Origin of the sequence: Cognataquiflexum rubidum, assembly GCF_022538115.1 — a bacterium.
In the GTDB taxonomy this organism is placed as follows: domain Bacteria; phylum Bacteroidota; class Bacteroidia; order Cytophagales; family Cyclobacteriaceae; genus Cognataquiflexum; species Cognataquiflexum rubidum.
Window position 1 is genome coordinate 13,960 of record NZ_JAKZAL010000016.1, and the last position, 12,914, is coordinate 26,873.

Sequence of the window (12,914 nt, forward strand, 5' to 3'; positions counted from 1 at the left end):
ATAGCCGGCTTGTCCGGCTTTTTTTTTGATCAAACCTCACCCTACATCGGTGAAATTATATTAATTCTTTCTTTTAGCCTAAATTAATTATCCGTATCTTTGAAAAATCATTTTAAATAGATTTTTTATCGGGTAAAGGAAAGTGCCGATGTACTTTCATCTTTTTTTTGTTTATTAATCTCGATAGTTTCTGTAGAAGGAATTCATTGATTTTGTGATAGGCACATATTCAACTGATGAATAGCCTTAATCCGGATTGTTAAAGTCTAACCATGTCTTTGGCGACTTATTTGCTTATTTTCTGATTTATGAAAACCAAAAATCAAATCGACTTAGGACCTATGCTCAAAATAGAAACCTTAACCTCCAAGGATCAAGCTACTTTCCTGCAGAAAAAAGAAATTTCCGAGTTTCTCTTTGTTCAGCTAGAACAATATGGAGATCCAATAGACCATATATTGAAATGTTTGGATTATGCTTTAAACCAAGCTGAAGACAAAGGCGGATTTGTAGTCATGGCAAGAGAAGCGGGTGAAATCGCCGGCGCGGTCGTAGTGAACAAAACGGGGATGTCTGGATATATCCCTGAAAATATACTTGTATATATCGCTGTTGATGCCTCCCAGCGGGGGAAAGGTGTAGGAAAAACTTTAATGCAAACGGTAATTGATTTTGCTCAGGGAGATATTGCATTGCATGTAGAACCTGATAATCCGGCCAAAAAACTCTACGAAAAACTGGGATTTTCCAATAAGTATTTAGAAATGAGGTTAAAAAAATAAGATGGCATTTTTGACTTTAAACAGAACCAAACTTCAAGATAATTTTTCAGTCCTTAAGGATAATTTTGATCAAAACAATATTTCCTGGGGTGTTGTGTCCAAAATGCTCTGCGGAAACAGGAGTTTTCTAAAGGAATTAATAGATCTTGGAGTAACTGAAATCCATGATTCACGGATCAGCAATCTTGCCAAAGTAAAAGAAATATCTTCCTCTATTCAGACGGTTTATATAAAGCCGGTCTCGAAAAGAAATATTCCAAAAATGGTCAAATATGCAGATGTCAGCCTAAACAGTGAATTGAATACGATCAGATGGATTTCCGATGAAGCAAAAAACCAGTCTAAGGTTCACAAGATCATCCTGATGGTCGAAACAGGAGATCTCAGAGAAGGTGTAGTAGGGGACCATATTGTGGATTTTTATGAGCAGATATTTGAACTCCCCAATATCGAAATTATTGGATTGGGGACTAACCTCAACTGCCTCAACGGGGTGATGCCTTCCTCTGATAAATTGATTCAGCTTTCGCTATATAAGCAGATTATTGAACTGAAATTCAATAAAAAAATCCCTTGGGTATCTGCAGGTACTTCAGTTACCATTCCCCTCATCAAAACCCGTCAGCTTCCCAAAGGCATCAACCACTTCAGGGTGGGCGAGACACTTTACTTTGGGGTAGATCTTTTTGAGGAAAACATTATCCCCGGAATGCACGGTGATGTCTTTGAGCTTAATGCCGAAATCATTGAAATGCAGGAAAAGTCCATGTTGCCTTCGGGGACACTTGCCGCTAATCCACAGGGAGAGGTCATGGAAATTGATCAGAGTCTATATGGCAGGACTTCCTTCAGGGCAATTTTAGATATTGGGCTATTGGATATTGACCCAAAATACCTCATCCCTAAAGATGATGAATTTGAGATACTAGGGGCTAGTTCAGATATGTTGATTCTGAATCTCGGCAGGAACCCCCATGATTATAAGGTTGGGGATTTGGTCAAATTCAACTTGAAATATATGGGGGCCTTGGGGATAATGAATTCCAGTTATGTCGATAAGGTGATTATCACCTGAATTAATCATAAAGTACTTTTTAAAGATTTCGAGGCTTATTTGGCATGGTAATGGCCATATAACTAGAAACTAACTATTATTACTATGAAAAAAGTAACGCTAATTTTTGCATTGTTTGCAGTATTTTCCATTCCATTACAAGCACAGGATTCAGACAAAAAAGGTGGCCTCGGAATCAGGGCAGGTGCAGGCTTCTTCAGTTTCGGGGGAGAGGATGCTTCCAATAACGACTATGACAACAGAATAGGGTACAATATAGGGTTGTACAATACCTTCTTTCTTGGAAATTCTATTGCCATAGAACCCGGTGTTTTTTATTCTGTCAAAGGAACCCAAAACAAGGATTTTGCAAACTCGAGAGCTGTCCTTAATTATGTCGACATTCCGGTCTTATTGAGATTATATGTGAGTGATGGATTGAATATATTCCTAGGACCCCAAGTTTCTTTTCTGACAAGATCTACCTTTGAAGGAGATCTATTCGGTTCTACAGTAAGTTTCAACACCGAATCTGTGAACAACACTGACATCGGTATGCTTTTGGGAGTTGGGTATAACCTTCCCAAGGGTCTCAATATACAAGCTGCTTATAATTATGGAATGAGCCCGGTATTCAAAAATACCAATGCTGATGTGTATAACAGGGGATACCAACTTTCTCTTGGATTCACATTCTAATGTCTATTTTTCTTAAAATCAAAACACCCCTTTCGATCTGGAAGGGGTGTTTCGTTTTTTAGTATTCATCATTGATTTCTATCCAATAGCCATCCGGGTCTTGGACGTAAATCTGTTTGATGCCATCTGGCCTCACATTAATTTTGTTTTTATTTCCTGGCCAATCCTCATAATCCACCCCATGATTTTTGAGGTTGGCAATAATCACATCCATATCGGTTACACTGAAGCAGATATGGTTGATTTTATTGATAGTGACTGGTTCCCAAGGCGCTTCGATGATATGTAGGGAGAGATTATTGCCGATGTTTAGCCAGGTATGCAAGCCATCTTTAAATGGTTCTTCTATCTCAGGGAACTGAAATATGTTTTTATAAAAATCGCTGCTTCTCTTCAATTCTTTGACATAAACCGCGATATGGGTAATTTTTGATTGCTGTGCCATGAGGTTGGATGGGAGGAGTGGCAAGATGAAAATTATCAATGCCAAAATGATCGGCTTTTTCATAGGATTTTGGGTTTTGTATTTTTGAAGATACAGTTTTTATCAAAATTTTCCGCTAAAATAGGTTGACCGGATTTTTGTGGACAAAAAAAATGGGGCTATCCAGACCCCATTTTAATTTTAATTTTTATAGTTACTCATTTGCTTTTGCTTTGGAAGAAAAAGCAAGTTTCTCTGCCTCGTCAAATAGTCCTAAAGCCTGAAGGTAGATTTCATTGATATCATTGATCACCATATAGAAGGCATTGTCATCGTAGATTTGTCTTCCCATATGTGCTTTCAGGAGGACTTTGAGATAGTCTTTTGATTTGTTGAAATCTTTCTCGTCAAACTTCACTTTGTTTCTTTCTCCAACTTTGACTAGTCCCTGAAGCATTTCTTCAGTGATTTGGTATTTTTTATAATAGTCTTCGAAGCTCATGCCGTCAAATTTTTTCTTGTTCTTATCCAAATAGTCCAGAATAAATTCCCTTGATGAATCCGAGTTGAACAGCCTATTCACATAAGCACTTGACATGGTAGTATCGAGAGGCACAAAAAAGTCAGGCATGATTCCGCCACCACCAAAGACAGACCTGCCGGAGACAGTCTCATACCTTAGGCTATCATTGAATTTGATACTGTCAGCGGAGAAAAATTCTCCGTGCTCAAATCTTTTTGACCAATCACGGCCGTAATCCTCGTCTGTACCATATGGTTTTTGGATGGACCTACCTGAAGGGGTGTAGTACCTTGCAATGGTCAGCCTTAATTCTGCACCATCCGAAAGATCAATTGGCATTTGCACCAATCCTTTTCCAAAAGACCTTCTACCGACAATCAATCCACGGTCATTGTCTTGCAAAGCTCCGGCTACGATTTCAGAAGCAGAAGCGCTTCCTTCATTGATCAATACAATCACAGATCCATCTTCGAACAAGCCCGGCTTTACTGCATAGGCTTTTTGATTGTACCTGTTTAATTTTCCTTTTTGGGAAACGATCAGCGAATTGGAGTTCAGGATTTCGTCAGCAATATTGATCGCTGCGCCCATATATCCTCCGGGGTTGTTTTGAAGATCGAGGATAAGCTTTTTCATCCCCTTTTCTTTCAATTCAGTGACGGATTTCTTGAACTCTTCGTGAGTGGTAGCACCAAATCTCGTTACCTTGATATATCCTACCTCCTCATTTACCATGTAAGATGCATTGATACTGTATTGCGGTATTTTATCCCTGATGATATTGAATGCGATCAGGTCCTTTTGATTTTTTCTTTTGATATCCACATTTACATTGCTGCCCCGTGGACCACGCAATAGGTCAAATACATCACGGTTGGTGATCCCTGTACCTGCGACAGTTTTACCGTCCACATTGATTATCTGATCTCCAGATTGTATGCCGAGTTTTTCGGATGGTCCTCCGGTCAAAGGGGCTACCACATAAATGGTATCTCTGATTATCCCAAACTCCACACCGATCCCGTCAAATTCCCCATCCAATTCGGATTTGGCTAAAGTGGCATCCCTTGCAGGGATATAGGTGGAGTGGGGGTCAAGTTTTTCCAGCATCTTCTCAATACCAAATTCAACAAGTTCATTGGTATTGACACTGTCGACATAATCTCTGTTGATGTAGGTGACTATCTCCTGAAGCTTGTAGATGGCAGCTTTGAGGTCATTGGTGTCGCTTTTTGGCTCCGCAAATGTAGCCCCGATCCAGATGCCTGCAGAGATGGCCAAGGCCAATATGATAGGCAATCTGATTTGTTGTTTAGTGTTTTTGATTTCGCTCACGATATCCTCCAATTAGTAAATTCAAAATCTATTTTGGTAATGACAATTTCCAAATATAACTGTTAACTCTTATTTGGGACATTTCGTTTTGATAAACGCAATAAATTCATTTTTGATGAATACTCTAAGTGTAATTGGTTAATTTACCTTAATTTTGTAAACATGTTTGATTCCAAAGATATTGAAAAAAGCCCCATCAAAGAACTCGTTTCCGAGAATTATGTCTTTGCAGCGGTTCTGCATTATTTTGGTATCAGCTTTTTTCAATACGAACACAATTCGCTTTTTGAGGTCTGCAAAAAATACAAAATCAATTCCCAACAACTGATCGATGAACTTGAATCTTGGGCAAAGATAAAAGAACCGACATCAGAAGAATTATACTTTCATCCGATTGAAGTCCTTGTCTCTTATCTCAAAAGAAAGCATTATTTTTTTGTAAGACAGGAACTTCCGTTTTTATCCAATATGATTTCGGGAATCAAAGTGCAGGATGATGCGTATTCGGGGATTTTGGCAGACCTGAGAATCATGTTTCCGCTTTTCGTTGATGATTTTATCCACCACATCCACGAGGAGGAAAGTCGCCTTTTCAATAGAATCAAATTGCTCCATCAAATTGAAGCCGATGAATACCGGCTAAATGATGCCTTGTATATTTTAGAAAAAAGTCCTGTAACCTTGCTTTCCGAAGCCCATGATGCCCACGATGATGAAATGGAGGGGATACGAAAACTGACGAAGGATTATTTTTTACCGATTGATGCGCCTATCAGCATGAAAGTACTGTACAATGAGTTACAGGTTTTTGAAAAGGAATTGAGCATTCATGCCCAAATTGAAGACCGATTGCTTTTTCCAAAGGCTATAGAATTGGAGAAAGAAGTACTGAGAAAAGTAAAAAAGCAAATCCGCAATAACTGATGGGCCGAATTTTAGCCATTGACTTGGGAACCAAAAGAACAGGCATAGCAGTTACAGATACGCTCAAGATGCTCGCCAATCCTCTTGAAATGGTAGAAACACCAAAACTGATTGATTTTCTGACTTCCTATTTTAAAAAAGAAGAAGTGGAAACCATTGTCTTGGGTTATCCCCGGCACCTAGACGGAAATCCCAACGAAATGACACCCAAAGTGATCAGTTTGAAAGAAAGGCTTTCCAAATTATTTCCTGACAAGAAACTCGTTCTCGTGGACGAGCGTTTCACCTCCAAAATGGCCATGCAAACCATGATTGCTATGGGAAGCAAGAAAAAAGACCGAATAGAAAAAGCCGGCAACCTAGACAAAGTCAGTGCCGCTATTATCCTCCAATCTTACCTAGAACAAATATGATTTACCCAATTGTCGCCTATGGAAACCCAATCCTTAAAAAAGAGGCAGAAGAAATCCATGAAGGCGAAAATATCAATGAACTGATTCAGGACATGTTCACTACCATGGACAATGCAAGTGGGGTGGGACTAGCCGCTCCGCAAATCAACAAAGGAATCAGGCTTTTTGTGATAGACAGTACCTTGATGCTTGATGAAAAAGACGAGGAAAAAGGGATCAGAAGGGTTTTTATCAATCCTATCATTTTGGATGAATATGGGGATAATTTCAGCTTTGAAGAAGGTTGTCTCAGTATCCCCGATATCAGGGCTGAGATAATCCGACCTGAAAAACTCACTTTGGAATATTTTGACGAAAACTGGAACCTGAAGGAAGAAGAATTTTCAGGCATGACAGCACGGGTTATTCAGCATGAATACGACCACTTGGAGGGTATCCTTTTTATCGACTATCTCAAAGGCCTAAAAAAGAGGATGGTCCAAAGTAAACTTGTAGACATCAGCAAGGGGAAAGTTTCCACGGATTACAGGATGGTTTACCCATTGAAATAAGATTCATTTACAAAATCCGCCCATGACTTCCACTTCCCTGAAAATAGCACTGGTTCAGACTGACCTATATTGGAAAGACAAAACCGCGAACATGGCGATGCTGGAAGAGAGGCTTATGAATTTGGCTTCGGATGTTGACATGGTCATATTGCCCGAGATGTTCACAACAGGCTTTACCATGGATGCTAAAGAAGTAGCCGAACCCATGAACTTCACCACCACCAAATGGATGAAGCAGATGGCTGCCCAAACACAGGCCTTGGTGACCGGAAGCATTGTCATCGAAGAAAAAGGAAATTATTACAACCGCCTACTTTGGGTCAGTCCCGATGGGAAAGTTGATTTTTATGACAAAAGACACCTGTTCAGAATGGCCGGCGAAGATGCCCGTTATGACATGGGTAAGGAAAGGAAAGTTTTTGAATGGAAGGGATGGAAAATCATGCCGCAGATTTGCTACGATCTCCGATTTCCTGTTTGGACGAGAAACAGGGTTCAGGATGGCAAACTGGAATACGACCTTCTTTTTTATGTAGCAAGCTGGCCGAGTCCAAGGATCAGTGCGTGGGATATTTTGCTGAAGGCTAGGGCGGTAGAAAATCTTTCCTATTCCATCGGGGTGAACAGGATCGGTCAGGACGGAAATGACATCCCTTATTCCGGGCATTCTGCAGCTTATAATTTCAAAGGGGAAACTTTGGGTTTCTCTGTCAGCAAAGAAGAAATTCTATTCATTGACCTTGATCTAAATTCCCTGGCGGAATACAGGGAGAAGTTCCCGGCATGGCTTGATGTGGATGGATTTGATTTACAATGATTTTTTAACTTACCCATTTGGGATTTTGACCATAATTCGCCGAATTTCCCTGTTCTGATCGCTGATTTTCCCTTGGTATAATCCCTATTTGAAACCGCGATAATTTGCTTAATTTAGCCGAAATTTTGAAAAGGGGCGGAGTTATTCTGGATGGTATCCGTGTGTTGCGGATGCAGTTTTGTTTCTTTGGACCTTTACGATAAAACATTGTTATACCTATCTGATTCTTTTGAAAATGACCACAAAAACAGCCAAAATTCTTTATACGCTGACTGACGAAGCACCCGCTTTGGCTACTTATTCTTTATTGCCTATAGTAAAAGCCTTCACTGATTCTGCAGGAATTGTCGTGGAGACTAGGGATATCTCTTTGTCAGGAAGGATAATCGCTTTATTCCCGGAATATCTGAAATCAGAACAGCGGATCAATGATGATTTGTTGGAATTGGGCAATATAGCCACTTTGCCGGAGGCCAATATTGTCAAGTTGCCGAATATATCCGCTTCCATGCCGCAGCTGAAAGCAGCGATCAAAGAATTGCAGGATTTGGGATATGGATTGCCTGATTATCCTGATGATCCCAAAAGCGAGGAAGAAAAAACCGTCAAAGCCAAATATGATAAAGTGAAGGGTAGTGCTGTCAATCCGGTTCTGAGAGAAGGCAATTCTGACAGGAGGGCACCTTTGGCAGTGAAGCAATATGCCAAAAACAACCCACACAGCATGGGTAAGTGGTCTGCAGATTCCAAAACGCATGTTGCGAGCATGAGTCATGGGGATTTTTACGGAAGCGAAAAATCAGTCACTTTGGAAAATGCCGGTTCTGTCAACATCGAATTGCATACTGCTGCGGGTAATGTGGTCAAATTGAAAGAAAAGCTCGCCTTGCAAAAAGGGGAAATCATTGATGCCTCTGTGTTGAGCGTTAAAGCATTGAAGCAATTTCTCAAGGAACAAATTGAGGATGCCAAAGCAGCAGGGGTTTTGTTTTCGCTCCATATGAAAGCCACGATGATGAAGGTTTCTGATCCGATTATTTTTGGTCACGCGGTAAAAGTGTTCTTTGCTCCGGTTTTTGAAAAGCATGCAGCTACGCTGAAAGAAATCGGGGTAGATGTGAATAACGGTTTTGGAGATTTGGTAGCCAAACTATCATCCGTATCTGCTGATAAGAAAAAAGAAATTGAAGCTGATATAGAAGCTTGTCTTGCGCATGGTCCGGAGTTGGCCATGGTCAACTCAGACAAGGGAATCACAAACCTTCATGTGCCGAGTGATGTCATCATCGATGCGTCTATGCCTGCCATGATCAGGACATCAGGTAAGATGTGGGACAAGCAGGGTAAATTAAAAGATACCAAAGCCGTCATCCCTGACCGTTGCTATGCCGGTATTTATCAGGAGACAATTGATTTCTGTAAAGAAAATGGGGCTTTTGACCCATCGACAATGGGAAGTGTCCCCAATGTTGGTTTGATGGCGCAAGCGGCAGAAGAATACGGTTCGCATAACAAGACTTTTGAGATTGAATCTGACGGAGTGGTAAAGGTTGTTTCTGAGTCAGGATCGATTTTGATCGAACACAAAGTAGAGAAAGGTGATATATGGAGAATGTGCCAAACCAAAGATGCTCCGGTGCAGGATTGGGTGAAGTTGGCAGTCAATCGTGCGAAAGCCACCGGTGTCCCCACTATTTTCTGGCTCGATGAAAAAAGAGCCCATGATGCTGAAATCATCAAAAAAGTAAATCAATACCTTCCAAATCATAACACCAAAGGATTGGATATCCGGATCATGACTCCTGCTGCAGCGACACGATTCTCTTTGGAGCAAATCAAAGCCGGCAAAGATGTCATTTCTGTGACAGGAAATGTGTTGAGAGATTATCTGACTGACTTATTCCCCATCCTGGAATTGGGAACCAGTGCAAAGATGCTTTCAATCGTTCCATTGATGAATGGAGGTGGCCTTTTTGAAACCGGTGCCGGAGGTTCAGCGCCAAAACATGTCGAGCAATTGATCGAAGAAAATCACCTCAGATGGGATTCTTTGGGCGAATTCCTGGCTTTGGCCGTTTCCCTCGAACATTTGGGAGATACTTTCTCCAATGACAGGGCGAAGGTATTGGCAGAAACCTTGGATCAGGCTACAGGCAAGTTCCTTGAGAATGACAAGTCACCGTCAAGAGATGCCAAAGAATTAGATAACAGGGGAAGTCATTTCTATTTGGCGCTATATTGGGCAGAAGCTTTGGCAGCGCAGGAAAAAGATTTGGATCTCAAAACCAAGTTTGGGCCTATTGCCAAAGAACTTCAGGAAAATGAATCAAAGATCGTCTCCGAACTCAATGACGCCCAAGGGGTAAAAGTTGACATAGGAGGTTATTATAAACTGGATGAAGCCAAAATCTCTGCCGTGATGAGGCCAAGCAAAACCTTCAATACCGTCCTTGCAAAAATCTAATTGGTAACCAAGAATTGAAAAAAGCGGCTTTGGCCGCTTTTTTTTTGTAACTCCCTACCTCACAGCCAAGTGATTTAAACTTAATCAAAAAAACACCTGAAAATTATGGTTCTGATTATCAGAGATTTGATTTTCAGGAGTTTTTTCGCAATCGATTGTATTTTGTTCTTATTTTAAAATGTTCATTTTCAATTCTTTAATTATTTTGGGGAGCAAGATATATTTGGTAATTTTGAACCATTGAATAAAAAGATTATTTCAGATTAGTAAGATTTTAATCTTAAAAATTTCCTTTTTGGATACTAACCAGTACAACAATAAATAAAATAACTATGAGCAAAATTAAAGTAGGAATCAACGGATTCGGAAGGATCGGTAGATTGGTTTTTAGAGCAGCACAGAATAGAAGTGATGTTCAGATCGTGGCTATCAATGACCTTATCGATGTAGATTACATGGCTTACATGTTGAAATATGATTCTACCCATGGAAGATTTGACGGGAGTGTTTCTGTGAAAGACGGGAAATTGGTAGTAAATGGAAATGAAATCAGAGTAACAGCAGAAAAAAGTCCTTCAAGCCTGAAGTGGGGAGAAGTTGGTGCCGATTATGTAGTAGAGTCTACAGGTATCTTCCTTACTAAAGAAACCGCACAGGGTCACATTGATGCCGGTGCCAAAAAAGTAATTATGTCTGCACCTTCCAAAGACGATACTCCGATGTTTGTTATGGGAGTCAATGAAGGTTCTTATACTTCAGATATGGTATTTGTTTCCAATGCTTCTTGTACTACCAATTGCCTTGCACCGATTGCAAAGGTATTGAATGACAATTGGGGTATCGAAGAGGGTTTGATGACCACTGTCCATGCTACCACCGCTACCCAAAAGACAGTAGATGGTCCTTCAGCAAAAGACTGGAGAGGTGGAAGGGGCGCAGCCCAAAACATCATCCCTTCATCCACAGGTGCAGCCAAAGCAGTAGGGAAAGTAATTCCTGAACTCAATGGTAAATTGACCGGTATGGCATTCAGGGTGCCTACTCCAAACGTATCAGTGGTGGATTTGACTGTAAGGTTGAAGAAGCCTGCTACTTACAAAGAAATTTGTGCTAAAATGAAAGAAGTATCTGAAACCACCATGAAAGGGGTACTCGGATATACAGAAGATTCAGTGGTTTCAACAGATTTCAACGGAGATCCTAGAACATCCATTTTTGATGCCGAAGCAGGTATCCAATTGAGCGATACCTTCGTGAAGGTTATCGCTTGGTATGACAATGAGTGGGGATATTCAAACAAAGTCGTAGACCTATTGACCTATATCGCAAGCAAATCCTAATTGGAAGAAGCTTGGTAAAAGAAGGCTGTCCCAAGTTAGGGGCAGTCTTTTTTTTTGACCTCTGTTTAGTGCTTAGGCTGTAGTGTTCTGTATTTGGCAGCAAATTTGGAATCAATAAAAATAACCAAAAACAACCTGTACGGTTAGACTTCATATGGGTAATTTTATTCCTTTATTTCCTCTAAAACTTGTGGCTTTCCCGGGCGAACAATTGAACCTCCATATCTTTGAACCAAGGTACAAGCAGCTTATCAAGGATATTGAGGCCACAAAAGGGTCTTTTGGGATCGCAGTATATATAGACAAGTTGATGCCTTTTGGAACAGAAGTCGAATTGGAGGAGGTGTCAAAAGTATATGATGATGGCAGGATGGATATCAAAACCCGGTGTAAAAGAGTTTTTGAGATGCTTTCCTTCGAAAATCCAATGGCTGACAAGATGTATGCCGGTGGCAACGTGGTTTTTCATGACAACGACCCAAGGGTGGGGGAAAACCAATATGCGGAATTCATTTTTTACCTGAAAGAGCTTTTTAGATTGATGGATTTTCAAACAGAGATCATTCCTCTCCGACTCAATTCTTTCACTTATGCCCATAAATTGGGATTGAACTTGACAGAAGAATATGAACTCCTGCTGATGACAAAGGAGTCAGAGAGAATCATATTTCTTATCAGACACATGATGAAGATCATCCCCATCATGCGGGATATTGAGATTGCAAAAAAGAAAATCCAGATGAATGGCCATTTCAAAAATCTTGAACCTTTGGATTTTTAGTCTCTATAATCTCGTGATATTGTCTTTCTTGACATACGCAACCTTTTCTCCCCAAGTAACCTCATACCAAACGTCCTTTGTGGATTTGATAATGACCCTGTGTCCCGGTTCTACCACTTCAATTAATTTTCCGCCTGCTGTGGGTTGATCCATAATCAGGGTTGGGCTTCCTGTTACGATTCCTGTTTTGGGTTCTGAGAGGAAGTTGTTGATGACAAAAACCAAAATTATCAACACTGCAGTGGGAAGATAATACCTCGGTTTGTCTGCCTTGGTCCTAAATACAAACAAAAGGATCAATGAAAGAAAGAGTAAAAATGAAAAGGTACTCGAAAGCTCGGTTTGGAAATCAGTAATAAATTTAAAAAGTCTGTCGCTGTCATCTAAATCGTATCCGATCAGATTGACTTGCTCCGTCAAGGTTTTGATTTTTGTGATTACTCGTTGATTTGGGTTTTGGTCATAATATTTAGCCAAAAAGAAACTTGCACTTGAATAATCGCCTTTCCCTTCAGAGATAAACGCCATCTTCAGAAGCATCGCCGGAGAGAAAGATTCTTCATTGTTGAGGAGTTCTTCATAAACTAACATTGCTTCTTGGTAATTCTTGGTAGAAAACAAAGAATCTGCTTTTTGGAGCTTGGATATATTGGCCTGACAATTAAAGCTTTGTATAAAAGCGAATAAAAATATTATAAATTTTGTAAGAAAGATTCGGTTTAGGTTTGGCATTTTAAATTCAGAGGCTTAAATTTGCACTCCAATTACGGGAATGATTTAAAAAAAAACAAATCAATTCGTAACTGA

At 40.2% G+C, this 12,914-nt stretch carries 13 protein-coding genes; 10 read left to right on the forward strand and 3 right to left on the reverse strand.

All coding sequences use genetic code 11. The features are described from left to right. Positions 1-341 precede the first annotated feature (341 nt). The 3 genes from MMU05_RS16290 to MMU05_RS16300 all read left to right on the forward strand — a co-directional run bounded on the left by MMU05_RS16290 (position 342) and on the right by MMU05_RS16300 (position 2,535). Entirely contained in the window at positions 342-782 is a 441-nt protein-coding gene (locus MMU05_RS16290) for a GNAT family N-acetyltransferase (protein WP_241142830.1), read from the forward strand. A gap of 1 nt (position 783) precedes the next feature. Next, positions 784-1,857, forward strand: a complete 1,074-nt coding sequence (locus MMU05_RS16295; protein WP_241142744.1) for an alanine racemase — start codon at positions 784-786, stop codon at positions 1,855-1,857. A gap of 84 nt (positions 1,858-1,941) precedes the next feature. Continuing rightward, on the forward strand, positions 1,942-2,535 hold the full coding sequence (locus MMU05_RS16300) for a porin family protein (protein ID WP_241142745.1): 594 nt from the start codon (positions 1,942-1,944) through the stop codon (positions 2,533-2,535). A 58-nt stretch (positions 2,536-2,593) separates the two neighbouring features. Here the strand turns inward: MMU05_RS16300 and MMU05_RS16305 are convergent, their stop codons facing one another. Both MMU05_RS16305 and MMU05_RS16310 read right to left on the reverse strand, forming a co-directional pair. Continuing rightward, positions 2,594-3,043 carry a VOC family protein gene (locus MMU05_RS16305; RefSeq protein WP_241142746.1) on the reverse strand — a complete coding sequence of 150 codons (450 nt, stop codon included), beginning with the start codon at positions 3,041-3,043 and terminating at the stop codon, positions 2,594-2,596. A 130-nt stretch (positions 3,044-3,173) separates the two neighbouring features. Then, complete coding sequence (locus tag MMU05_RS16310; RefSeq protein ID WP_241142747.1) at positions 3,174-4,817, reverse strand: S41 family peptidase; 1,644 nt, start codon at positions 4,815-4,817, stop codon at positions 3,174-3,176. Between the two features lie 162 nt (positions 4,818-4,979). Here MMU05_RS16310 and MMU05_RS16315 point away from each other — a divergent pair, with 162 nt between their 5' ends. From MMU05_RS16315 to MMU05_RS16345, 7 genes are all read left to right on the forward strand, one after another. Further along, positions 4,980-5,741 (forward strand): hemerythrin domain-containing protein, encoded by a 762-nt coding sequence (locus MMU05_RS16315; RefSeq protein ID WP_241142748.1) that lies wholly within the window; start codon positions 4,980-4,982, stop codon positions 5,739-5,741. Then, the gene (gene ruvX, locus MMU05_RS16320) at positions 5,741-6,154 is read left to right on the forward strand and encodes a Holliday junction resolvase RuvX (protein WP_241142749.1); all 414 of its coding nucleotides are present in this window, start codon (positions 5,741-5,743) and stop codon (positions 6,152-6,154) included. Before MMU05_RS16315 ends, ruvX begins: the two co-directional genes overlap by 1 nt. Then, positions 6,151-6,705 (forward strand): peptide deformylase, encoded by a 555-nt coding sequence (gene def, locus MMU05_RS16325; protein ID WP_241142750.1) that lies wholly within the window; start codon positions 6,151-6,153, stop codon positions 6,703-6,705. The genes ruvX and def overlap by 4 nt, the downstream gene beginning before the upstream one ends. A gap of 22 nt (positions 6,706-6,727) precedes the next feature. Next, complete coding sequence (locus MMU05_RS16330; RefSeq protein WP_241142751.1) at positions 6,728-7,522, forward strand: amidohydrolase; 795 nt, start codon at positions 6,728-6,730, stop codon at positions 7,520-7,522. A gap of 235 nt (positions 7,523-7,757) precedes the next feature. After that, entirely contained in the window at positions 7,758-9,986 is a 2,229-nt protein-coding gene (locus tag MMU05_RS16335; RefSeq protein ID WP_241142752.1) for an NADP-dependent isocitrate dehydrogenase, read from the forward strand. Between the two features lie 332 nt (positions 9,987-10,318). Further along, complete coding sequence (gene gap, locus MMU05_RS16340) at positions 10,319-11,326, forward strand: type I glyceraldehyde-3-phosphate dehydrogenase (RefSeq protein WP_241142753.1); 1,008 nt, start codon at positions 10,319-10,321, stop codon at positions 11,324-11,326. Between the two features lie 154 nt (positions 11,327-11,480). Then, entirely contained in the window at positions 11,481-12,107 is a 627-nt protein-coding gene (locus MMU05_RS16345; protein WP_241142754.1) for an LON peptidase substrate-binding domain-containing protein, read from the forward strand. A gap of 3 nt (positions 12,108-12,110) precedes the next feature. On the opposite strand, the gene MMU05_RS16350 is transcribed toward MMU05_RS16345, so the two are convergent. Next, complete coding sequence (locus MMU05_RS16350) at positions 12,111-12,839, reverse strand: tetratricopeptide repeat protein (RefSeq protein ID WP_241142755.1); 729 nt, start codon at positions 12,837-12,839, stop codon at positions 12,111-12,113. Positions 12,840-12,914 lie beyond the last annotated feature (75 nt).

Bases quoted from the DNA above. Each gene is read 5' to 3' on its own strand.
- MMU05_RS16315 (WP_241142748.1), top strand. From the start codon at position 4,980: ATGTTTGATTCCAAAGATATTGAAAAAAGCCCCATCAAAGAACTCGTT.
- MMU05_RS16290 (WP_241142830.1), top strand. From the start codon at position 342: ATGCTCAAAATAGAAACCTTAACCTCCAAGGATCAAGCTACTTTCCTG.
- gap (WP_241142753.1), top strand. From the start codon at position 10,319: ATGAGCAAAATTAAAGTAGGAATCAACGGATTCGGAAGGATCGGTAGA.
- MMU05_RS16295 (WP_241142744.1), top strand. From the start codon at position 784: ATGGCATTTTTGACTTTAAACAGAACCAAACTTCAAGATAATTTTTCA.
- MMU05_RS16350 (WP_241142755.1), bottom strand. From the start codon at position 12,839: ATGCCAAACCTAAACCGAATCTTTCTTACAAAATTTATAATATTTTTA.
- MMU05_RS16305 (WP_241142746.1), bottom strand. From the start codon at position 3,043: ATGAAAAAGCCGATCATTTTGGCATTGATAATTTTCATCTTGCCACTC.
- MMU05_RS16335 (WP_241142752.1), top strand. From the start codon at position 7,758: ATGACCACAAAAACAGCCAAAATTCTTTATACGCTGACTGACGAAGCA.
- ruvX (WP_241142749.1), top strand. From the start codon at position 5,741: ATGGGCCGAATTTTAGCCATTGACTTGGGAACCAAAAGAACAGGCATA.
- MMU05_RS16345 (WP_241142754.1), top strand. From the start codon at position 11,481: ATGGGTAATTTTATTCCTTTATTTCCTCTAAAACTTGTGGCTTTCCCG.
- MMU05_RS16300 (WP_241142745.1), top strand. From the start codon at position 1,942: ATGAAAAAAGTAACGCTAATTTTTGCATTGTTTGCAGTATTTTCCATT.
- def (WP_241142750.1), top strand. From the start codon at position 6,151: ATGATTTACCCAATTGTCGCCTATGGAAACCCAATCCTTAAAAAAGAG.
- MMU05_RS16330 (WP_241142751.1), top strand. From the start codon at position 6,728: ATGACTTCCACTTCCCTGAAAATAGCACTGGTTCAGACTGACCTATAT.